The following is a 21641-nucleotide window of genomic DNA, read 5'->3' on the forward strand; positions in this document are numbered from 1 at the left end:
TTTTTTAATTATTGATTCAGTACGTTTTTTTACACGTCAGTTTCTGCCCATACTGGCTTGTTTTCAGTGCTTGGTTGTCACCAAAGGGTTTCAGCGTCCAAACACCTTTTTGTGGCAAATCAAGATCATTCTTAAATTCATCCGCGTATCGCGCTGGGATGTTGCTGCTCACCGCGACATCATACTTACTGAGGTGCTCGGTTAGCTGTCCATCTTTCATCATCCAGCCACCAATACCATCAATGTAGATTTCATAGGTTTCAGGATTGCCGGGCATTTGAATTTCAACCGTTGAATTTTTCTTGAAGGTACCGTTGGCGTTGTAGTCGATTTTGTCCCTGTAATTGATTTGGCCTACAAAATCGTCTTTCGATTCGCATTCCCAACCGCCAACAATTTCATCCGCACTTTCGATATTTGGGGTTAAAGCGCACCCATTGAGCAAAACAGCAACAATTAAAATCAACCACTTACACATAAAAACCCACTTCTTCACTGCCCAAAGGTATAAAAACTCAACCGGTTAAAGAGACCTAATTTCCCTCTTCCAAAAAGAAATCTGAGTTCAAGTTAATTCCTTGAATAAGGTAACCGGAATCTGTTTCCAGCAAAGTGAAAGTGAATACACCCGGCCCGTTATCAAACTCCGCGTTCACCTGCACTATCGCAATATCAGTCCCCGTTCCACTGATATCGGAAATCGACGATACTTTGAGAACTTTTGGTGCACTGAAACTTTTCAGTCCACCTACCTTGGAAAGGTATTTGAATGCCTTTTGACCTTTTTCACTCTGGGCAGACTCAACCATTTCAGGCGTCAACAACGCTTCGAAATTATTCACATCCCATGTTGCGACTAAAGGCACGCTCTGCTCCATAAATGGAGTGACTCTTTCTTGAGCATCGGAAATCGCCTGCACAGACCAAAATGCTAATGCGGCGAAAAAGAGGACGATTCCGCCAAGCACAATCCCTACGACTTTCAAAAACTTCTTCATATTCTTTCCCTGAAAAGGCGTACTTCTGCAAGCATGCTCTTCTGCGACTTTCACCCAATCCATTGCATTACATGGTAGGCCTTTATCAATCAAAACAGGCGCTTCACAACTCAGAAAAGTTTATTGATTAGGGGAGGCTAAAATGAAAAACCGCAGCTCACGCTACGGTTTCTGTGGGATGTGCAGAAATTGTAGATGCATGCACATTCGAAAGGATTCAGAGAGATTTAATTTAACGAGGTTCTTTAATGCCCAGATGTTGTGGAAAAGACTTGTATCACTACCACACCGGAGATAATCAGCAACACGCCAACCACAGCGGCAATATCCAACTTCTGCTTAAAAACGACCAACCCAACAATGGAGATTAATACCATGCCCAACCCGGCCCATATCGCATACGCAACCCCAATGGGGATAGATTTCAGCACCAGCGATAAAAAGTAGAAGGCTACCGCATAGCCAATAACCACGACAATGCTTGGCACTAAGTTGGTGAACCCATCAGACGATTTAAGCGCCCCCGTTGCAATCACTTCAGCAATGATGGCAATGGTCAGATACACGTACCCCATTTGACCTCCAAGAAAAGTGCGTTAACAGGCGACGCCACGATCAATACACACAACCGTTAAACTCTATCACCTGGTCAGTTAATGGCTGACCGCTACTTAGCGCTTTGACCATACCACCGCGGTAGACAAACTGGTTCCAACGTTGCTGCTGCACGTCATAGTAGTGAATAGGCGCAGTTAGCTCTGTATATCCTGAGCTGCGATAAACGTCTGGTTTATAGGCGAAGAGAAAGGCGTGATTTACGCCACGTGATGACAAAAACTGGTCGAGTACTGAGGTGATGGCCTTACCCAAGCCTTGCCCGCGGTATTCTGAATCAACAGCGATACCGCCAATAATGCCTGCATCGAAGCTGTTCCCTCCCTGCTTCATAAGGCGGAGATACGCCAACCCCGCCGCCACAATGTGGTTGTTGTCCTCAACGATGGCCGCACAGACAAACTCATCATTCAAAACCAATGTGCTGCCTTCACCGAAAACCTGGGAGAGATGCAAATCGAGAGCATCCCGATAAGCTTCAATATTGCCACTTTCAATGAGTGATATTTTCAAGCTATCCCCTGCCACTGACTCTCCATTGGGCTGTAAACTCAGCCATCAAAATTCGAAGGTTCAGAAGTGCATCCCCAAAGCCTTCAAAGCGTTTTCACATTGGGCTGCATTTGAAAACTGGATGCCTGCCATTCCGACAGACTCCGCGCCTTGCACATTGTGTGGCATATCATCGATAAATACCGTGTCGGACGCTTGCAAATCAAACTGGGAGAGCAGTGTCTGATAGATTTCCGCCTGTGGCTTCAACAAACCCACTTCTGCCGAAACAATAGCGCCCTCGAATAACGGCCAGAACGAATACGTCGCCTTTAAGTGAGACACGATTTCATGCACGTTGTCGGTCAGTGCAAACACTGAATACCCCGCAGACTTTAGCCGCTGAATCAGCTCAACCGAGCCATAGAGTAACAGCTGTGTTTGCTTCACGTAGTAAAAAAGGGAATCCGACTCCAACTCAGATAGGCCAAGCGTTTGCTGAAACTGCAATTTTGCATCGCTTTCTGAGATAAGCCCCTTGTTGAGGTTCAACCATGTATCAGATTGAAAGATTGATTTAGCAAGACGTTCAACATCATCGGAATCCCCAAACGTAAGCCGGATAATCTCCATCGGCGCCCATCGGACAACGACATTACCAATGTCGAACACCACGTTTTTAATTCGGCCAGGATCCATTACTCACTCCATTCTCCACGCAAAAAATGACGATAAAATGTGCTAACTCATCGCAGCGTAAGGAAAAACAACGGTATGAGCTACCGTTTTTGTGGATATGTTTGATCAGCGAATGGGATTAATGCATTGCCAATCTCGTCATCTGTAAAACGAAGGCACGATACGACATTGCTCTAAGGCTTCCCTCTTTTCTTCCTCATTCAAATCATCCCAATGTACATAGCCTCCAGCCACATCCTTCGGATCAGGAGGAAGGCTTAACAAATATGACTTGGGTTTCTCTAGTCCCAACAAACCTACCGTTTCACCGTCATCGTAAGTTGCCCAAACTGCAACCCTCATAAAATTTACTTTGTGGCTACCTCCTCCATTGTTTTTGGAAAAATGAAACCAGTTATCTGCTGGAGATGTACATACAATCTTTTTCATAAGTGACCCTTTTAAAGCCAACTTGGTGAGTTTTGGTTCTCGAAAAACATTTCAAAAACGGGGGATTGCTAGCCATATAGACTGGCTACGCTGGAGTGCAACGAAACCAAGCGAAGAAGACTCAATGAAATTCTATAACCAATAGCACGGCTGTTACTGTGGAATCATTCTGCATGCTCGCAATCTTTACATCTGTGTCATTGAATTTGGCGGCGGGCAGCGGTGAGACCGCAGTAAGAGACCTTCTATATGTGTTTGCTGTAAGCAACGATTTAATGGCGGAAATGACAAAATGAAGTAGACGACTTTGTTGTTCGAGAGCATTGGCTGCTAACGCAGCCAAAAGATAGCTATTGCCTATTGACCGGAGAAGGGCTCATATGTGTTAAATTTTTTTGCTTTGAAGTGAGAACTGCTGTTGAGGTACATATACGACCCTGTCTACTTTTGGGTCATAACCTGCACAATTTCGCACCCCACAATACAAAAACACTAACTCATTCTCATAGTTCTCAGCTTTGAAAGTAGTTTCGGGCTCATTCTGGATTGACTCAATGACTAAATTAGCTCTTTTGACCCCTTCATTCTCGTGTATAAGAAGTAGAGTAACGAACCCTATTGTCGCCATAAAAAGACCAACAGCAGCATTGAAGTGCAGCTGGTAGCGAGCTTCTAGTTTAGTTGGTTTCTTTGTGCGAATTCCACACCGCTTCTTAAACCTTACTATTTTTCTTGCAGTTTTATAGCCCTTGCGTACGTTGTAGCTGATTGCGACTCGCCACGTAGAATAAATTGTCACTAAGATAAAGACTACTAAAGCAAGCCAAACGAAACTATTTAAGCTTTGTATCAAGCCCGAATAGATGATTTGGTGAAAGTTTCGATCAAGGAGATCACTATCTAAACCCAGCGTATAGAAGTAACCGTGAGTAAACGCAGTACTTACACAATATAAATACGCGGTGAGGATCGCTGCTACTCCTGCGCTATCAACTAATTTCACAGAACCTCCGAAAATATAATGAATGACATGGATTCCCCCTCTCGAGGATTTTCCACACTTAGGTGTTGCATTAAATACCAGAAGTAACCATTTCTTCTCAATTCTTTTGTGGCGTTGACCTCGCCAAGCACCACTTTTCCCTTCACGTGGTGGATGACCGCGGAAAGGTCATTCTTCATAAATCCGTATCACGCGCTAAATTGCTGACTACATTAGCAAATATGCCAGCTATGCGTATAGGTATTTAAGCGTGTTCTGCGGCGCATTAATGAGCAAGAATTCAGAGGGCATTAAGCCTTATGGTCTGCTATTCAAGCCTAGATTAACCGAATAGTGTCTTGGGGACGCCTAGTCTGGCCCTGTAACTCGAATAACAGGCAGTGGTGAGACCGCAGTAATAGACCCTCTATATGTATTTGCTGTAAGTAACGACTTAATGGCGGAAATGACAAAACGAAGTAGACGACTTTGTTGTTCGAGAGCATTGGCTGCTAGCGCAGCCAACAGAAAGCTATTGCCTATTGACCAGAGAAGGGCTCATATGTGTTATGACTTCTATAAACGCCAATGAAGAATCAAGTATACCCCGATCAAAACAGTCATCATTACGCCTATCTCCACAACAGACTGCCAAGGTAAACCTATATACAAAAACAAGACCACGCACAAAATATAAAGTGCTGTAGCTATATTTAAGTTTAGTCTTACTGTTTTCTTCTGATCCAATATATAAATTACAAGCATACATACTGGATAGGTAAAAACGAACATAGCCCATGCCATAGTATAGAAAACAGGATATAAGATAATATCTGTCCAGTTAATTGCAGACAACAAATGAGCACCTAGGGCGATACCAAAAAATGTTGCACCAATAACAACACCCAAAGCAATTGCAGACTCACAGATTGGAACCGCTAAATAAAATGCCAGCTTTGGTGTCCGACTTTCGATATCAATATGACTAAAGCCGAACTTTGTAACTAACAACAGTAATATCAGCCCGACCAAAGCCAGCCAACCAAAAGTGTAAAGAGATAGCGGCCCTTCTAATGTTGCCATTACTCCCTTTGGTAATTCAGCATCTAGACCATGAGCAAAGTAAATATAGCCTACTGTGAAAAAGCCATAAAATGAAAATATGATGAAGCCTTTGACTATTGCACCAAATCCTATCTGTTTTAAAAACTCCATGATTACCCCGTTATTGATAAGAAGTCATAACGAATGACATAAATTCCCCCTCACGAGGATTTACCACACTTAGGTGTTGCATCAAATACCGGAGGTAACCATGTCTTCTCAATTCTTTTGTGGCGTTGACCTCGCCAAGCACCACTTTTCCCTTCACGCGGTGGATGACCGTGGAAAGGTCATTCTTCACAAATCCGTATCTCGCGCTAAATTGCTGACTACATTAGCAAATATTCGAGCTATGCGTATAGATATTGAAGCGTGCTCCGGAGCGCATTATTGGGCAAAAGAGTTCAGAGGGCATTAATCTTCTATTCCAGCCTAGGTTAACCGAATAGTGTCTTGGGGATGCCTGATCTTGTCCTGTTATTCGATTGGCAGGAAGCGGTGATATCGCAGACAATGATCTCTTTTGCCGGAAAAAACGATGTAATAGCGGAAATGACAAACCGAAGTCGACGCGAACATTGGCTGCTAGCGCAGCCAACAGAAAGCTATTGCCTATTGACCGGAGAAGGGCTCATATGTGTTAAGCCGCAATTTTATCGCTGTCAATTTCTCTTGGAAGAACTGCTGCTAAACAATTTAAAGAGGCTTCAAACTTTTCCGCTGGTCCTCGAGTTGATAATTGAATTAGCTCATTAAGACCTGATTGGCTTGTGAATGACATTTCCTGATATAGGCAAATTGGTAGCTCATGGTTATCTTTAAACCTGCGGTCTGGTCCACCGGACTTATTTACGTATTTCCACGTTTTATCAACGATCAATGCATCAGCAGGAACTAACTCTTCTTCGATAAATTTTTTATCTCCGACCATCACAACCAAATCTTGGTAACTCACAGCTCCGACACCTGTAGTGTCATAGACCAACACTCGGTCAGGAAAGAAATGTAATGTTTGACGACCAACTGCAATGGAAACTGTCTTCACATTTGTTTTTAATCGAGGCGGTTCAGAGATCATAATCGATGTCAGCTTTCGGTCTATAAGATTGCTTGCACCTGCATGATATTTTTTATCAAGGACTTTGCCTGAGGCTGATATATGCCAACATTTATTAGCTTTTGCCATTTGTTCTGCTGCCGAAAACAGCTTGTCATAAGCAAGTTCCATTTCGGAGTCAAAGTCATAGAAAAGTACCGTTGTCTTAGCTAACGTGTCTCTCGTATAACAAACCCAAGTAGAAACAATCCCCAACACAGCAGTCAAAGCGACAACCCATTTAGGGAGTTCGGCATTATGAATTCCAAAAACAACAGCGAAAAATAGAATAAAAATAAAATGCCATGAACTAGACCTTTTCCGTTTATCATTAAGCTCCTTTAGCAGCTCAGCCGAAGAAGAGTCTACTATCTGCGAAACATGCGCTGACTCAATTTCTTTCAGTGGTTCGTGAGTCGGTGCTTCGAAGGACTCTTGATAGTTGGGCTGAATAGTGTTGTCGACAATTCGTTCCTGAGAACCAATCGGAATAGTCGAACGATAATAAATACCATTTGCTCCAATACGGACATAGTTACCTCTTGGACCAGTTCCTACTCTCAGCCCTTTAACACCAGCTGAAACGCCAAATCCAGATTTTGACAAATTGAAACGAAATGGACCAACGCTGATACTCTTTCTTATGTAGAGTCCCATATCTTCTCCGAACTTAAATTGATACTCTTGCGGCATAACAATTTATTAGATCCCAAAGTGGGGTGTTTAAACACCCCACTTTGTCCAATAATACCGATACCACATTCTACACCACTGAGTAACTCATTGTTTTCATGAGATGAATAGCGAATGCACAAAAATGTGATGTGGAAATACCCCAAAATGGGGCATTTCTTGCAATCCTGCTTATGACGATAAAAACTGTATATACATACAGTCAATTTCTGGTCGAGTCATCTATGAACTCGCCTTTCCTTCAATCCATCAAGGAAGTCATGTATCGCAGGAGATATGCGAAGAAGACAATAGAATCATATCTTCATTGGATTGCGGCATATATTCGTTTTCACAACATGAAACATCCTGCGGAAATGGGTGATAACGAAGTAGAACAGTATTTAAGCTATCTTGCCAATGCACGTAATGTTTCTCCCAACACGCAAGCATTGGCTTTAAATGCACTCGTTTTTCTTTATCGGGAAATCATTCAACAACCACTCTCTGTCACTCTCGATTTCGCGATGACAAAAAGAAAGCAAAAGCTTCCTGTTGTATTGACCCGAAATGAAATAAGAAAGCTGCTTTCACTTGTTCCGCACCACCACTACCTTGCCTGTGCACTTATGTATGGCAGTGGACTTCGCTTGATGGAGACGGTGCGCTTGAGAGTAAAAGACATCGACTTCGACTATCAATGTTTGAAAATCTTTGATGGTAAAGGCGGCAAGAATCGGATCGTGACGTTGGCACCCGAGTTATTTGAGCCTATAAGAAACCAAATCGAGCAGGTTGAAACCACGCTTAGCCGAGACTTAAACCACCAAAATTACGCAGGGGTTTGGATGCCGCATAGGCACAGAGAGAAGTATGCCTCTCAAAGTAGAGCACTGCCTTGGCAGTATCTGTTTCCTTCCCACAAAGTAAGCCAAGATCCAGAGACAGCCCTGATTCGCAGGCACCACATTAATGAAAAACAAATTCAGCGGTCAGTAAACAGTGCCGCAAAGAATGCAGAGATAAATAGGCATGTAACGCCGCACACACTTCGACATTCCTTTGCTACACATTTACTTCAATCTGGCGCTGATATTAGGACGGTACAAGCGCAGTTAGGCCACTCCGATGTCAGAACAACTCAGATTTACACGCATATTCTGCAGAATGGTGCCCAAGGAGTTTGCAGCCCACTCTCGAACATCTAACGTGCTAAGGCACGCTACCCCCACTGATGAGCAATATCAGATCATTAGACAAAGAAAACCGCAGACGAGCTGCGGTTTATTTACATTGAAATGTCGTGGGAAATCAGCCTTCCATTTCGGCGATTTTCACTTTCCAGGTATCAGGGCCAATTTGGTGGGCGTTGTTGCCTTGTGAATCAACGGCAACGGTCACTGGCATATCTTCGACTTCGAATTCGTAAATCGCTTCCATACCCAAATCTTCAAACGCAACAACACGCGCTTTCTTGATGGCTTTCGCGACGAGATACGCTGCGCCGCCGACGGCCATCAGGTACACGGCTTTGTGCTGTTTGATAGATTCAACAGTCGCTGGGCCGCGCTCTGCTTTACCAATCATGCCCATCAGGCCGGTTTCGCTGAGCATCATCTCAGTGAACTTGTCCATGCGGGTTGAGGTTGTTGGTCCAGCAGGGCCTACGGCTTCATCGCCCACTGCATCAACAGGGCCTACGTAGTAGATAAAGCGGCCTTTGAAGTCCACGCCTTCTGGCAGGCCCTGACCGCTGTTCAGCATTTCCTGAATACGTTTGTGCGCCGCATCGCGGCCTGTCAGGATTTTACCGGAGAGCAGCACGGTTTCGCCGGTCTTCCACTCTTCGATATCTGCCTGGGTGATGTTGTCCAAGTTGACACGGCGAACGTTGTCGCCCACTTCCCAGGTTACCTGTGGCCACTCTTCCAGTTTTGGCGGTGTCAGTTCTGCAGGGCCGGAGCCATCAAGCGTGAAGTGAACATGGCGGGTTGCCGCACAGTTAGGGATCAGGCAAACCGGTTTAGACGCTGCATGGGTCGGTGCGGTTTTGATTTTCACATCTACGACCGTGGTTAAGCCGCCAAGGCCTTGTGCGCCGATACCCAGTTTGTTGACGCGGTTGAAGATATCCAGACGAAGCTCTTCTTCGGCGTTTTGTGGGCCACGCTCAATCAGCTCCTGAATATCGATGTGTTCCATCAGGGATTCTTTTGCCAGTACTGCCGCTTTTTCAGCTGTACCGCCAATGCCTATGCCAAGCATGCCCGGCGGACACCAGCCCGCGCCCATGGTTGGCAGGGTTTTCTCTACCCATGCCGCCACGTCATCTGATGGGTTCAGCATCACCATTTTGGTTTTGTTTTCAGAACCGCCGCCTTTCGCCGCGATTTGAATTTCGACTGTGTTGCCCGGCACCATGTTGATGTGAACAACCGCTGGCGTGTTGTCTTTGGTGTTCTTACGTGCGCCCGCAGGGTCTGCCACAACAGACGCGCGCAGTGGGTTATCCGGGTTGTTGTAAGCACGGCGAACACCTTCATCCACCATTTCCTGAACCGTCATGTCGCCTTCCCACTGAACATTCATACCAATGTTGACGAAACAGGTCACAATACCGGTGTCCTGACAGATTGGGCGTTTGCCTTCTGCCGACATGCGGGAGTTGATCAGGATCTGCGCGATGGCATCTTTAGCCGCTTGGCTTTGTTCTTTTTCGTATGCCTTTTCAAGGGCCTGAACAAAATCGAGAGGATGATAGTAAGAAATATATTGTAGGGCGTCAGCGACACTGTCGATGACATCTTCCTTACGAATGACAGTCATAATTGCCTCTTTAATAGTTATGATTCCTTGGCACCGCTCAAAAGCCTATGAATGCGGGCTGACAAGAGCGTCCAGTTAAGCGTTTTACTCATTTCGTTTTTTACTTAAATCTCGGGTCAACATGTCCGGTTTCGGTGTTTTAACCTAGCCCGCGACCATCTGGCAATTTCGCGTTACCCAAGGTGGGTGTAGGCGCGAATTAAACTTTCCACGTTTAGCCATAAACACAGCGAATATGATACTCTTACGGCCGTTTTAGCGCCAACAGACGCATCAATACCGATCACAAAAACACCAAAATGACCGAATCGAGACGAATGCCTATCACCCTGCAGTTTCTTGAGTACTCGCCCTCAGCACTCACTTCACTTTTTTCCAGGATTGAATCGCAGCCTTGGGCGATGATGTTGCAATCTGCCGCGGAAAATCACCCCGATAACCGTTTCGATATTTTGGTGGCGGATCCTATCGCAACGCTCTGTAGTGACAAGGGTGTCAATCGCATTGATTACCGGGATGGTCGCAGCGCAGCTTCAGAAACGGATCCGTTCGAAGAGTTACATGCCCTGCAACAAACCTTGTTGCCACACCTTGCCCCTATCGCCCCTTGGCCATTTGTTGGCGGTGCGCTGGGTTATTTTTCTTACGACTTAGGCCGACAAGTCGAAACTCTGCCTGAACTGGCCATCCGTGATATCGATATTCCAGATATGGCGGTGGGTATTTATGACTGGGCGATCGTTGCCGATCATAAAGAGCAGAAACTGGTACTGATACAGCCTGAAGGGGAAAACCGGATGGCATGGCTGGAAAGCCATCATCAGCCGCAAACACCCAGCTTCTCTTTGCTGGGTGAATGGCAGGCGAACATGACGCCAAAAAGCTATGAAGCCAAGTTTGATCAGGTTCAGGCGTATCTCAAGTCCGGCGACTGTTACCAAATCAATCTCGCGCAACGTTTTGAAGCGCCATACCACGGCAGTGAGTGGGAAGCCTACCAAAAGCTGGCTGAAACGAATGGTGCGCCGTTTTCCGGTTTTATCCGCCTGAAGGACGCGAGCATTCTTTCCGTGTCACCGGAGCGCTTCCTGCAGCTGCATGGCCGCAAAATCGAAACCAAGCCCATCAAAGGTACCCGCCCAAGAAATGCGGATGCCGAAGTGGATGCAGAAAACATCCGCTGCCTGCAAACGGCAGAGAAAGATCGCGCCGAAAACCTGATGATCGTGGACTTACTTCGCAACGATATTGGCCGTGTCGCCTCGCCGGGTTCGGTAAATGTGCCTAAACTTTTCGATATTGAGACGTTTCCTGCCGTCCATCACATGGTCAGTACAGTGACAGGTACATTGGCTGACGGTAAACACGGTGAGGATTTACTTCGTGCCTGTTTCCCCGGTGGTTCCATTACCGGTGCGCCGAAAGTGCGCGCGATGGAAATCATAGAAGAACTGGAGCCACACCGCCGCAGCGTGTATTGCGGCAGTATTGGCTACATCAGCCGATGTGGAACCATGGATACCAGCATCACTATCCGCACTCTGGTGTGCCACAAGCAGCGCATTTATGCGTGGGCAGGCGGAGGTGTCGTCGCTGACAGCAGCGCTGCGTCGGAGTATCAGGAAACGTTGGATAAACTCAGCAGAATTTTGCCGGTGCTATCGGCTTAGAGGTAAGCAGTGGAAGGACGCATACACAAAGCGAAGGAATGGGAAAAGGGTTCGAAGCGGTATATGGATACCCCTGCTTCAACATCCCGCCGTTCTGTCATGCGTGCCCGTCTTTCCCGCCAATGGCTGGTTCAGCGTTTCAGCCTTTCTCCCAGCTTCCGTTACGACAAACGCGTTATTCAACGTGCCAAAGACGCCATAAAACATCTTGGTGACCCAACCCTTCGCCCTGCAGCCGTCATGATTGCGCTCACCGAGCGCAATGGCGAATTGCAGGTTTTGTTAACCAAACGTGCTTCCCACCTGAAACACCATCCCGGTCAAATTGCGTTTCCCGGCGGCAAAGTGGAAAAATCCGACGCCGATATCGTTGAAGCGGCTATTCGCGAAACCGTTGAAGAAATCGGAGTTTCCGTGCAGCGGGATGAGTTGCTAGGTTGCTTGCCACCACTTCCTACCGTTAGCGGCTACTTGGTTACACCTGTTGTCGCGTTTGTTGATCCTGAATACCGCCCAATGCTCGACCCCAACGAAGTGGACTCGCTCTTTGAAGTGCCACTTGCTCAGTTTTTGAGACGCGATGCCATCACCACTCAACCTTTCCTTGTTCGGGGAAAAACCTACCACATATACGCAATGAGCTATCAACAACACCTGATTTGGGGTGTCACAGCCCAGATACTTCATGCCCTCGGACAGCAACTTTCCCTCAACTAATTTTTAATACATCAACATTTTTTAGGGTCTTTAAACACGTTTTTTAAACCATAAAAATTGTGAATGTACCAACTTCAAATAAATTCGTTGCACGAAATTTTATTGCCACAAAAGTGATCTAGATCGCAGTTTGAAGTGCAAAAATGTAAAGAATACGCATCAGTTCCTGATCCGTTCCGTATTTTTTTGGTGATTAAACGATGCAAACTCAGTCAACCACGACTTCGAGCGCAGAAAAAATGAAGTGGTCTGCGCAAGACACTACCTGGATGCTTTCCCTTTTCGGCACTGCAGTAGGTGCAGGTATCCTATTCCTTCCTATCAACGCTGGTCTGAATGGCTTCTGGCCGTTGGTAGCACTGGCGATTTTGGTAGGTCCTATGACTTATCTGGCGCACCGTGGTCTGGCACGTTTCGTTCTGTCATCTAAAAAACCAGGTAGCGACATCACTGAAGTTGTAGAAGAGCACTTCGGCGCGACTGCGGGTAAACTCATCACTCTGCTTTACTTTTTCGCGATTTACCCAATCGTTCTGATTTACGGCGTTGGTATCACCAACACTGTTGACTCTTTCATGGTTAACCAACTTGGCATGGAATCTCTGCCACGCTCTGTTCTGTCTATCATCCTGATCATGGGTATGATGTCAGTGATGCTGGCCGGTGAGAAACTGATGCTGAAAGTGACTCAGTTCCTGGTTTACCCACTGGTTGCTATCCTGCTGTTCATGTCTGTTTACCTGATCCCGGATTGGAACATGTCTGCGCTGCAGCAAATCCCAACCGTTGGTGACTTCATGACCACCATCTGGATTTCTATCCCAGTTCTGGTTTTCGCGTTCAACCACAGCCCTGCAATCTCTGCGTTCTCTATGGCGCAAACCCGCAGCTACGGTGAAAACGCTGAGCGTAAATCAAACCAAATCCTGTTCCGTACTTCGGGCATGCTGCTTGGTTTCGTTATGCTGTTCGTGTTCTCTTGTGTTCTGAGCCTGACGCCTGCTGACCTGGCAGAAGCAAAAGCACAAAACCTGGCGGTTCTGTCTTACCTGGCGAACAAACACGAAAGCCCATTCATTTCTTACCTGGGCCCTGTTGTTGCATTCGTTGCTATCGTGTCTTCTTTCTTCGGTCACTACATGGGTGCTCGTGAAGGTCTGAACGGTATCATCATCAAGCAACTGCGCTCTCGCGGCAAAGAAGTGAATATGAAGAAAATCGACATGTTCACTGTGGTATTCGTTATCGTAACCAGCTGGATCGTAGCGACTATCAACCCAAGCATCCTGGGTATGATTGAATCACTGGGTGGCCCAATCATCGCGACTATCCTGTTCATCATGCCGATGTACGCTATCAAGAAAGTACCGGCAATGAAGAAGTACGCTGGCAAGCCAAGCAACATCTTCGTGACTTTCATGGGTATGGTAGCGATTTCAGCGATTATGTACGGTTTCGTAGCGTAATAAATCGTGTAGAATAGCGAAAATTCAAGAGCAAGGATGCTAACTGTCCTTGCTCTTTTTTGCTTTCCGAGACCGAACCAAGGACAAGCTCCGGTTCGGTATCTGGTCGCCTCCACGGATGGATCACTTTTAAATGAATCCAAATGCGCGCAAAGCTCAACACTTGCGGGCATTGATTGAGGTATGACAAATGATCAGCGTTTTTGACATTTATAAAATCGGCGTTGGACCGTCGAGCTCCCACACTGTGGGTCCAATGAAAGCCGGTAAATCTTTTATCGACGATCTGCGCAGCATGGATAAACTGCGTGACGTAACCAAAATTACCGTTGATGTTTACGGCTCACTGTCTCTGACCGGTAAAGGTCACCACACTGACGTTGCTATCATCATGGGTCTGGCAGGTAACACTCCAGAGCACGTTGATATCGACAGCATCCCTGGTTTTATCGCTCGCGTTGAAGAAACTGAGCGTCTGCCTGTTGGTATGCACTGCCACACTGTGGATTTCCCTCGTGAAGGCGGTATGAACTTCCACACCACTAACCTGCCGCTGCACGAGAACGGCATGTCTATCCACGCGTGGGTTGGTGATGAGAAAGTTTACTCTAAGACTTACTACTCTATCGGTGGTGGTTTCATCGTTGACGAAGAGAACTTCGGTAAAGACGACGAAAACAAAGTGAAAGTGCCTTACGCGTTTAACAGCGCAGAAGAGCTGCTGAACCACTGTAAAGAAACCGGTCTGTCTATCAGTGCAGTTGTGATGTCAAACATGCGTGCGATGCACTCTGAAGAAGAGATCCAGACTTACTTCGGTAACATCTGGCGTACCATGCGTGAGTGTCTGGATCGCGGCATGAGCAACGAGGGCGTACTGCCTGGTCCACTGCGTGTTCCACGTCGTGCTGCAGCCCTGCGTCAACAACTTATCGCATCTGAAAAATCCTCTAACGACCCAATGGCTGTGGTTGACTGGGTAAACATGTTCGCGTTCGCGGTGAACGAAGAAAACGCAGCTGGTGGCCGTGTAGTAACTGCACCAACTAACGGTGCGTGTGGCATCATCCCTGCGGTTCTGGCGTACTACGACAAGTTCATCCAGAACGTTGGTCCACGTGAATACACCCGTTACTTTGCAGTTTCTGGTGCGATTGGTGGCCTGTACAAACAAAACGCATCTATCTCTGGCGCAGAAGTTGGCTGTCAGGGTGAAGTTGGCGTGGCGTGTTCAATGGCGGCGGCTGGTCTGGCTGAACTGATGGGTGCAAGCCCACAACAGGTGTGTATCGCTGCTGAAATCGGCATGGAGCACAACCTGGGTCTGACGTGTGACCCTGTTGCGGGTCAGGTACAGGTTCCTTGTATCGAGCGTAACGGTATTGCTGCAATGAAAGCGATCAACTCTACCCGCATGGCACTGCGCCGCTCTTCTGAGCCACGTGTGTCTCTGGATAAAGTTATCGAAACCATGCTGGAAACTGGTAAGGACATGAACGCCAAGTACCGTGAAACCTCTCAGGGTGGTCTGGCAATCAAGGTTCTGTGCTAATCACTGATTCAGGCACTGAATATAAGAAAACCGCCGAAATGGCGGTTTTCTTTTGTCTGAAATCTGGGTTCATTAGGCCGGTGCGAATTCGCCCTCCTCTGTCATCACGTGCTTTTCTGCCGCATCAATGGCGCGGTAAAGGCGCATTTTGGTGGCACTGAGCCCAAGCCCAAGCACGTTGCTGATCTCTTCTAGTGAGAGGTCATATTCAAACCGCAGCACAAGGATTTCCTGCGCGGTTTTGGCCAGAGATTTCACCGATTGTGAAATGCCTTCCCCGGTGGTCACCGGACATTTTTCTTCGGTTCCAACTTCTTCCGAAAGCTCATCTGAGACAAAACGTTGCGCCAGTGTCGCCCGTTTTTTCAGGTAGCTTCGGCATTGGTTGTCTGCAATGGCATAAAGCCAGCTTCTGAATGCTGCTTCGCCGCGATAGGCGTGGATGTAGCGGTAGATCCGTACCAAGGTCTCCTGTAACACGTCATCCGCGTCATGAGGACACCCTAACCAAGCCATGCATCGACGATGTAATGGTGACAGATAACTAGCGACCAATTGGTCGAAGTAATTGCGGGCTAAAGGATGCCCCGCCTGAATCTTAGCAATCTGTTCACGCTCGCTGTTTTGAATACAGGTTGAATCCACTGAATGCATGTTAATACCCTCCTGGTATTCGAGTGGTGAATACAACCTAGCCAATGCATTTCAAACAATCAAACACTGTTTTCTATCCAAAACCGCAAATAAATTTCAACAATTAAGCCAGAAGTTTTAGCCATTTTATTGAACAGTGTTTTATTATCAAACACTTAACTGCACCCATTTAAAACAGCGTTCAATTAATGCACTAAAACTGTGCATTTAAATGTCTCAGAAATTCTCACGGGTGGAACAAGTTGATATCCAAGATTGACGGTTTTTAGAAAAAGCCCTCTATAAAAGAGGGCTTTTGAAGATGTGATTATTTGAGGCGGTAAGTCACACCAAACAGCAAGGCGCGGTCAATTTCGTCATTGCCGTTGTTGTCGATGTTATCTTCCGTATCTTCCAGCAAGCCCGTGAGCGACAGGCTCAAGGAGTTGGAAATGTAGTAACGGAATGTCGACGCCACCGTATTGGTGGTGATGTCATTGCTGTGCTCGTATTCGGAATGGGTCAGTAACCACCCGTTTTCCCAGTCGATATTGTCTGAAAACTCATAAGTCAGCGACATATCGTTGGCAAAGACATAACCATTGTCGTTGTCATCAAGAATTGCGGTGAAAATTGCCTCTTCAGAGAATTGAAGCAGGTTATTAATTGGCAGGTGGTACTCTGCCCCAATCTCCAGCACAGGCTTGCTGTCTGAACCGTCATAGTTCGAAATCACAGCACCGACACCGGCACGCACCAACCAACCGTATTTACGGGTAGAAATACGTTCGTTCTCCAATACGTCATAAGAACGGATTGCACCACGCGCGCCGACGTTACCCAACAGCGCATCAATGTCCTGAATCCAGTACTCCAGATAGTCTTCAAGACCGTACCGACTCCTGTACTCCTCCTCACGGGAAATGACATCAGCCACCGCGATGTAGGTATCCTTCCCTACGCTGCCCAGAAGCCCACGCTCCTGAAGCGCTTCGACAAGTCGAATGGATTTCGCCATTGGTGTGGCGTTGACCACACGACCGTAACCCACACCCACCGTGACTTTGGTGAAAGGGTCTTCCATGCCTTTCTGAACACCAACTTCGCCTTTACCGTACCAGAAGGCTCCGTCGCTGTTGGGCTGGAAATACATATCATTGGTGATGGCACCCAGTGCCTGGTAGTTCGACACACTGTCATCTGTCGCATTAGGTCCACGCGAACGTGACCCCGTACCGACAAAGTCCAGTTTGGTTGTCCGATCCGGAGAATCAAACACTTGTTCATAGTCGAGGTTGATGTAACCGTTATAGCTGGTCTGATCTTGGTTACCACCGTTTAAGTTAAATTGCGCATCCAGGTACGCATCCTCATAGGCCGATGTCGCTTCATCAAAGTCATACATAGTGACTGGCGCTTCTGCGAGCACAAAGGGGGCAAAGGACAGCGAAATGCTGGTCGCAATTAAAGAGTGCACGTGCTTTTTCATAGTCTCTTCCTGAATACCTAGTTAATTAGAAAGATGTCGAAAGTCATACGTGGCTTCCAACGTCCCGTAATGCTTAACCGGGTACAGTGATGACTGATGTAAGTCACACTACGTCACTAGAAAAAACGGCAGGATGTCATTTATCGCAGGCAGTTTTAGGTGTGAGAATTTTGTCTACTTCTTAACGGTGGCTTGCACCATTATTGACGTGGTTTCAGACAGCAAAAAGCCCGCAAAAGCGGGCTTTGAATCACTGATTAATGTGCGATTACGCAGTCGCTTTTTGCGCGTCTGCTGCTTCCGCTTTCACTGGTTTAGTGATGATAGACAGAACAACCGCTACTGCCAGCATCGCTGCACAGATGGTGTAAGCCATTACGTAGTTGTCCGTCATGTCTACTGCAGTTGCTGCAACAACAGGACCGATGAAACCACTCACACCCCATGCAGTGTAAAGCACGCCGTAGTTACCGCCGTAGTTTTTCAGGCCGTAGTAGTCAGCAGTGATTGATGGGAATACTGCCAGCAGCGTACCGTAACCAACACCTGCAACTGCCGCACCTACCATCAGAGTGAACTCAGTGTTGTAGGTTGCAAACATCATCATGTTGATGCCTTGCATGATGAACGCAAGCATCAGGGTTTTCAGACCACCGATTTTGTCAGACAGGATACCTGCTGCAACACGGCCGCCAGAGTTGAAGATAGACAGTACAACAACCAGGAATGCAACTTGAGTCAGGTCAGACTGGTTGATCGCGATTGAAGTGATGTTACCGATGATCATCAGACCTGCAGAAGACGCCAGTGCGTACATCAGCCACAGTGAGTAAAACTGTGGAGTCTTAACCATTTGACGCCAACCCATGTTGTTGTCGCCACCCGATTTGGCAACGTAGCCAGCAGGTGCTTCTGGTGTGTAATCCGCAGGTGGGTTGTTGATAGTGCAAGCCAGTGGCACTGCCAGAACCAGGATACCAACACCCAGGATCAGGAAGCTTTGCTGAACGCCGTAGTCGTTGATCAGCATCGTTGTCAGAGGTGCCAGGTATACCGCAGCCAGACCGAAACCTGCAGCGATAAGGCCGTTAACCATACCCTTCTTAGATGGGTGGAACCACTTCATAGCCGCTGGTGCCAGACATGCGTAACCGAAACCGATACCACAGCCGGTGATCACACCGAAGCTCAGCAGTAGAGTCATAGGTGAAGTCGCAAAGCTGGAAACGATCATACCGATCGCACACATGATGGTGCCCAGGATCAGTACTTTACGTGGACCCATACGGTCTTGCAGGTTACCGGCAACCAGAAGAGAAAGTGCAAAACAGATAGTTGCGACGGTGTATGGCATAGATGCATCTGCGTTCGACCAACCCTGCTCAACCAGAGACTGTTTGAAAACAGACCATGCGTACAGGATGCCGATACACATATTGATAAAGAAACCCGCAGCTAGAACGCCCGCAGCTTTGTTCATTTTTTTCATGTTACGACTCAATAAAATCACTTAAAAAAGGTGTCGCCGGAAAATCCCCTAGCTGCGCCACCCAACCCAACACCCAAACTACCTAAAAGCGATGTTTTTCAGAGACATAAACTTTTAAGTGGTTTGGGTATAAATTATTTTTGGCATTCTTCAAATTTGTTGAGAATGACAGAAGCGCGCGGAGTCTAACAGGGAATGATTAAGTGATCAAAATCTACTTTTGTTTAACGCGAAAAAAGTTTTAATTGGTCATTTTTTAATCATGAAATGTAACAATCTCATCACTTCTTACACATAGAAAAAGCCCCAACACCCTGTATCACAAGGTCTGGGGCTTTCGACATATTTAGTTACAAGCTGTCACACACTGTTTATGGGTTAATCACCCTAGGGTCTGTTGACCTTTGGTGGTTAAATTTTGTTCTAGCCATAAGCGTTTTAGGCGCGGCGAGGTGTGTACCGCCTAGTTATTCTAAGCAAATACACCTCAACAAAGCATAAAACGTTTAGGGTACGGGACGCGCAGTCGAACCCTTCGGGCAGCGTTTGTGGAGAATTTCTGCTGTGTTATCGGCTTCTCATGTAGGCTAGCTACACATCGAAGCCTCTGCCTTGCATAAAATCCCCACAAACTGCTGCAAAAATCATCATCAAAGATCAACAGACCCTAGTTATGTGGTTACTTAATGCTGAAGCCTTTACTCTCGATGAAGGCTTTCATAAAAGGACGCGCTTCTTTACCCAGGGTGTCGGCGATCTGTTCGCTCCAGCTCATCTCTTTATTACCGCCGGTACGGGTGCGGTAGTATTCGCGCACGATCGCATCATAATCTTGCAACTTGTCGCTATCCATCGGCTGGTAACTGTCGGTGTGAACCACCAAATCTGCGGGTAAGCGCGGTTTTGTTTCTGGATCTTGCGCGGGGTAGCCAAGACAGAGGCCAAACAGCGGCAATACATGAGAGGGCAAGTTCAGCAAATCGGCGACTTTGTCAGGGTTATTGCGAAGCCCGCCGATATAAACACCACCCAGCCCCATCGACTCTGCTGCCACCAAGGCATTTTGTGCCATCAATGCAGTATCCACTGCTCCAATCAAGGTTTGCTCGGTAAAACCCAGTTTGGCATCCGGTTTGATTTGCGAATGACGATTGAAATCAACGCAGAACACAAAGAACTCCGCCGCCGACGCCACATAGGCTTGGTTGCCTGCGTATTCAGCTAGAAGCTGACGCTTTTCCCTGTCCACAACACGGATGATACTGGTGCACTGGATAAAACTGGAGCTCGACGCCGCACGGGCACAATCAATGATCGCCGTGCGCTGTTCATCTGAAATTGGCTGTTCGGTAAATTTGCGGATGGAGCGGTGGGACAATAACGTTTCAACGACAGAATTCATTTCCCTTTCCTTGTATCGCATTGGTTTGATGGAACCAGTATACCCAAACCACCTGCAGATGCAGGTGGTCGGTATGCAATAAAGGAGGTAAAAGTTCGCGGAAAAGTGCTAGTGAAGATCCGGGCTTGCGGCAAGGTTTTCAGCCTGACAGACCCGCTCAAGGATATGCAACAGTCGCTCGCGGCTTAAAGGGAGCGGGTTGCCTTTAATTGAGTTTGAACGCAGCGCCGATGTTGCCACTTCCTCAAACAGCGTGTTGCACAAACCGAGTGAAGGCAGTGACGGTAAATCCAAGCGCTTAAGGGTTCTCTGTACCCACACAATACCGTCGCTGGGTTCAGAGTTATGGCGTCCGGTCAAAATACAGGCTAACTGACGATAACGGTTGAGCAAAGTGATACGCCCTGCTTCCCGCGCCGCAAGAATGTTCTCTGCCATCACATAAGGGGCAAGCTGCGCAGTAATCGCACCATGCGGGGCTTCCAGCACTGCACCCAGCGCAGCAGCCAGGCCGTGCGCCGCACCCAGCTTGGCGTTGGACTGCGCCATGCCCCCGAGCATTGAAGCAAACGCCATGTCTGCGCGCGCTTTTGGATCATCTTCTTCGCATGCGGGAATAATGGCAGTCGCAAACCGTCGCAAACCCTCTTCACAGATCATGTCTGTCAGCGGGTTGGGCTCACCACATACATAGGCTTCCATCAGGTGCGTAAAGGCATCCATACCACAGCGGGCAGAGAGGGATTTCTCTGTGCCGTAAGTCAACGTGGGGTCGATGATCGCCACATCAGGGATAAGATCCGGGCTTCGGATCGCTGCTTTTACATTCTCTTGGGCAGAAATTAAAACGGCATTGCGCGTCACTTCAGACCCTGTGCCTGCGGTTGTCGGAATCGCGATGCAAGGCAACGGTTTCGCAGTCAGTGGCAACGCACGCCCCACCACTTCCAGGTAATCATAAACACTACCCTGGTTGGGGATCAGGCCTGCCAGCGCTTTGCCCACGTCCATTACACTGCCACCGCCAATCGCCACCACCATGTCCGGCTTAAACAAGCGCCCTGCTGCCGCCATTTCTTCCACCATGGCGATCAAGGGTTCACCGTGAACAGCAAGGCGCTGGTAACGGATATTTTGCTGTTTCAGGTAGCCAAGCAGAGGCTCTACCCTTTTGTCATCTTTCCCTGTTACAACCAGTACGCTGTAGCCGTAGTTGTTGATAAGCGATAAGGAGTTATTCAATGCACCTTCCCCGAAAATTATCCGGGTGGCGGTCATAAACTGAAACATGGAGCCTCCTGAAACCAATA

The 21641-nt window shown here is 47.4% G+C and carries 20 protein-coding genes and 2 pseudogenes; 7 read left to right on the forward strand and 15 right to left on the reverse strand.

Annotated elements, in window-relative coordinates; genetic code table 11:
- Positions 1-16: 16 nt before the first annotated feature.
- The 7 genes from KU854_RS04120 to KU854_RS04150 all read right to left on the reverse strand — a co-directional run bounded on the left by KU854_RS04120 (position 17) and on the right by KU854_RS04150 (position 4236).
- Positions 17-478, reverse strand: a complete 462-nt coding sequence (locus KU854_RS04120; protein ID WP_218357192.1) for a hypothetical protein — start codon at positions 476-478, stop codon at positions 17-19.
- A gap of 55 nt (positions 479-533) precedes the next feature.
- The gene (locus tag KU854_RS04125; RefSeq protein WP_218357193.1) at positions 534-998 is read right to left on the reverse strand and encodes a hypothetical protein; all 465 of its coding nucleotides are present in this window, start codon (positions 996-998) and stop codon (positions 534-536) included.
- 245 nt (positions 999-1243) lie between these two features.
- On the reverse strand, positions 1244-1573 hold the full coding sequence (locus KU854_RS04130; RefSeq protein ID WP_218357194.1) for a DMT family transporter: 330 nt from the start codon (positions 1571-1573) through the stop codon (positions 1244-1246).
- 40 nt (positions 1574-1613) lie between these two features.
- The gene (locus KU854_RS04135) at positions 1614-2126 is read right to left on the reverse strand and encodes a GNAT family N-acetyltransferase (RefSeq protein ID WP_218357195.1); all 513 of its coding nucleotides are present in this window, start codon (positions 2124-2126) and stop codon (positions 1614-1616) included.
- A 60-nt stretch (positions 2127-2186) separates the two neighbouring features.
- Entirely contained in the window at positions 2187-2804 is a 618-nt protein-coding gene (locus KU854_RS04140) for an HAD family hydrolase (RefSeq protein ID WP_218357196.1), read from the reverse strand.
- A 138-nt stretch (positions 2805-2942) separates the two neighbouring features.
- Entirely contained in the window at positions 2943-3233 is a 291-nt protein-coding gene (locus KU854_RS04145) for a hypothetical protein (protein WP_218357197.1), read from the reverse strand.
- A 385-nt stretch (positions 3234-3618) separates the two neighbouring features.
- Positions 3619-4236: a hypothetical protein gene (locus KU854_RS04150; RefSeq protein ID WP_218357198.1), complete on the reverse strand. Its 618-nt coding sequence runs from the start codon at positions 4234-4236 to the stop codon at positions 3619-3621.
- Between the two features lie 89 nt (positions 4237-4325).
- Here KU854_RS04150 and KU854_RS04155 point away from each other — a divergent pair.
- Positions 4326-4481 (forward strand): annotated as a pseudogene (locus KU854_RS04155) (IS110 family transposase); the annotation flags it as partial.
- Positions 4482-4791: 310 nt separating this feature from the next.
- Here the strand turns inward: KU854_RS04155 and KU854_RS04160 are convergent.
- Positions 4792-5430 (reverse strand): hypothetical protein, encoded by a 639-nt coding sequence (locus KU854_RS04160; protein WP_218357199.1) that lies wholly within the window; start codon positions 5428-5430, stop codon positions 4792-4794.
- A 100-nt stretch (positions 5431-5530) separates the two neighbouring features.
- On the opposite strand from KU854_RS04160, the pseudogene KU854_RS04165 reads away from it, so the two are divergent.
- Positions 5531-5719: pseudogene (locus KU854_RS04165) on the forward strand (IS110 family transposase); the annotation flags it as partial.
- A gap of 240 nt (positions 5720-5959) precedes the next feature.
- Here the strand turns inward: KU854_RS04165 and KU854_RS04170 are convergent.
- Entirely contained in the window at positions 5960-7108 is a 1149-nt protein-coding gene (locus KU854_RS04170) for a DUF4236 domain-containing protein (RefSeq protein WP_218357200.1), read from the reverse strand.
- A 224-nt stretch (positions 7109-7332) separates the two neighbouring features.
- Between KU854_RS04170 and KU854_RS04175 the strand changes: the two genes are divergently transcribed.
- Positions 7333-8295 (forward strand): integron integrase, encoded by a 963-nt coding sequence (locus KU854_RS04175; protein WP_218357201.1) that lies wholly within the window; start codon positions 7333-7335, stop codon positions 8293-8295.
- 103 nt (positions 8296-8398) lie between these two features.
- Here KU854_RS04175 and KU854_RS04180 read toward each other — a convergent pair whose 3' ends face one another.
- Positions 8399-9913, reverse strand: coding sequence for a fumarate hydratase (locus tag KU854_RS04180; RefSeq protein WP_218357202.1), 1515 nt, complete (start codon positions 9911-9913; stop codon positions 8399-8401).
- A gap of 317 nt (positions 9914-10230) precedes the next feature.
- Here KU854_RS04180 and pabB point away from each other — a divergent pair, with 317 nt between their 5' ends.
- The 4 genes from pabB to KU854_RS04200 all read left to right on the forward strand — a co-directional run bounded on the left by pabB (position 10231) and on the right by KU854_RS04200 (position 15318).
- Positions 10231-11583, forward strand: coding sequence for an aminodeoxychorismate synthase component I (gene pabB / locus KU854_RS04185; RefSeq protein WP_218357265.1), 1353 nt, complete (start codon positions 10231-10233; stop codon positions 11581-11583).
- 63 nt (positions 11584-11646) lie between these two features.
- Entirely contained in the window at positions 11647-12300 is a 654-nt protein-coding gene (locus KU854_RS04190; protein WP_218357203.1) for a CoA pyrophosphatase, read from the forward strand.
- 200 nt (positions 12301-12500) lie between these two features.
- Positions 12501-13766 (forward strand): serine/threonine transporter, encoded by a 1266-nt coding sequence (locus KU854_RS04195; RefSeq protein ID WP_218357204.1) that lies wholly within the window; start codon positions 12501-12503, stop codon positions 13764-13766.
- Positions 13767-13956: 190 nt separating this feature from the next.
- Positions 13957-15318, forward strand: coding sequence for an L-serine ammonia-lyase (locus tag KU854_RS04200; protein ID WP_218357205.1), 1362 nt, complete (start codon positions 13957-13959; stop codon positions 15316-15318).
- Between the two features lie 72 nt (positions 15319-15390).
- Here KU854_RS04200 and KU854_RS04205 read toward each other — a convergent pair whose 3' ends face one another.
- From KU854_RS04205 to KU854_RS04225, 5 genes are all read right to left on the reverse strand, one after another.
- Positions 15391-15972, reverse strand: a complete 582-nt coding sequence (locus tag KU854_RS04205) for an RNA polymerase sigma factor (RefSeq protein ID WP_218357206.1) — start codon at positions 15970-15972, stop codon at positions 15391-15393.
- A gap of 307 nt (positions 15973-16279) precedes the next feature.
- Positions 16280-17440 carry a hypothetical protein gene (locus KU854_RS04210; RefSeq protein ID WP_218357207.1) on the reverse strand — a complete coding sequence of 387 codons (1161 nt, stop codon included), beginning with the start codon at positions 17438-17440 and terminating at the stop codon, positions 16280-16282.
- A 268-nt stretch (positions 17441-17708) separates the two neighbouring features.
- Positions 17709-18929 (reverse strand): L-lactate MFS transporter, encoded by a 1221-nt coding sequence (locus KU854_RS04215; RefSeq protein WP_218357208.1) that lies wholly within the window; start codon positions 18927-18929, stop codon positions 17709-17711.
- A gap of 679 nt (positions 18930-19608) precedes the next feature.
- Positions 19609-20331, reverse strand: a complete 723-nt coding sequence (gene nfsA, locus KU854_RS04220; protein WP_218357209.1) for an oxygen-insensitive NADPH nitroreductase — start codon at positions 20329-20331, stop codon at positions 19609-19611.
- 108 nt (positions 20332-20439) lie between these two features.
- Complete coding sequence (locus KU854_RS04225) at positions 20440-21621, reverse strand: iron-containing alcohol dehydrogenase (RefSeq protein WP_218357210.1); 1182 nt, start codon at positions 21619-21621, stop codon at positions 20440-20442.
- Positions 21622-21641 lie beyond the last annotated feature (20 nt).

It is taken from the genome of Enterovibrio paralichthyis (assembly GCF_019209835.1).
In the GTDB taxonomy this organism is placed as follows: Bacteria; Pseudomonadota; Gammaproteobacteria; order Enterobacterales; family Vibrionaceae; genus Enterovibrio; species Enterovibrio paralichthyis.

Excerpts from the sequence above, each read along its gene's own strand:
- nfsA (WP_218357209.1), bottom strand. The coding sequence starts at position 20,331 with ATGAATTCTGTCGTTGAAACGTTATTGTCCCACCGCTCCATCCGCAAA.
- KU854_RS04160 (WP_218357199.1), bottom strand. The coding sequence starts at position 5,430 with ATGGAGTTTTTAAAACAGATAGGATTTGGTGCAATAGTCAAAGGCTTC.
- KU854_RS04205 (WP_218357206.1), bottom strand. The coding sequence starts at position 15,972 with ATGCATTCAGTGGATTCAACCTGTATTCAAAACAGCGAGCGTGAACAG.
- KU854_RS04125 (WP_218357193.1), bottom strand. The coding sequence starts at position 998 with ATGAAGAAGTTTTTGAAAGTCGTAGGGATTGTGCTTGGCGGAATCGTC.
- KU854_RS04130 (WP_218357194.1), bottom strand. The coding sequence starts at position 1,573 with ATGGGGTACGTGTATCTGACCATTGCCATCATTGCTGAAGTGATTGCA.
- KU854_RS04170 (WP_218357200.1), bottom strand. The coding sequence starts at position 7,108 with ATGCCGCAAGAGTATCAATTTAAGTTCGGAGAAGATATGGGACTCTAC.
- KU854_RS04190 (WP_218357203.1), top strand. The coding sequence starts at position 11,647 with ATGGATACCCCTGCTTCAACATCCCGCCGTTCTGTCATGCGTGCCCGT.
- KU854_RS04225 (WP_218357210.1), bottom strand. The coding sequence starts at position 21,621 with ATGTTTCAGTTTATGACCGCCACCCGGATAATTTTCGGGGAAGGTGCA.
- KU854_RS04145 (WP_218357197.1), bottom strand. The coding sequence starts at position 3,233 with ATGAAAAAGATTGTATGTACATCTCCAGCAGATAACTGGTTTCATTTT.
- KU854_RS04200 (WP_218357205.1), top strand. The coding sequence starts at position 13,957 with ATGATCAGCGTTTTTGACATTTATAAAATCGGCGTTGGACCGTCGAGC.
- KU854_RS04215 (WP_218357208.1), bottom strand. The coding sequence starts at position 18,929 with ATGAAAAAAATGAACAAAGCTGCGGGCGTTCTAGCTGCGGGTTTCTTT.
- KU854_RS04195 (WP_218357204.1), top strand. The coding sequence starts at position 12,501 with ATGCAAACTCAGTCAACCACGACTTCGAGCGCAGAAAAAATGAAGTGG.
- KU854_RS04140 (WP_218357196.1), bottom strand. The coding sequence starts at position 2,804 with ATGGATCCTGGCCGAATTAAAAACGTGGTGTTCGACATTGGTAATGTC.
- pabB (WP_218357265.1), top strand. The coding sequence starts at position 10,231 with ATGCCTATCACCCTGCAGTTTCTTGAGTACTCGCCCTCAGCACTCACT.
- KU854_RS04120 (WP_218357192.1), bottom strand. The coding sequence starts at position 478 with ATGTGTAAGTGGTTGATTTTAATTGTTGCTGTTTTGCTCAATGGGTGC.
- KU854_RS04180 (WP_218357202.1), bottom strand. The coding sequence starts at position 9,913 with ATGACTGTCATTCGTAAGGAAGATGTCATCGACAGTGTCGCTGACGCC.
- KU854_RS04210 (WP_218357207.1), bottom strand. The coding sequence starts at position 17,440 with ATGAAAAAGCACGTGCACTCTTTAATTGCGACCAGCATTTCGCTGTCC.
- KU854_RS04175 (WP_218357201.1), top strand. The coding sequence starts at position 7,333 with ATGAACTCGCCTTTCCTTCAATCCATCAAGGAAGTCATGTATCGCAGG.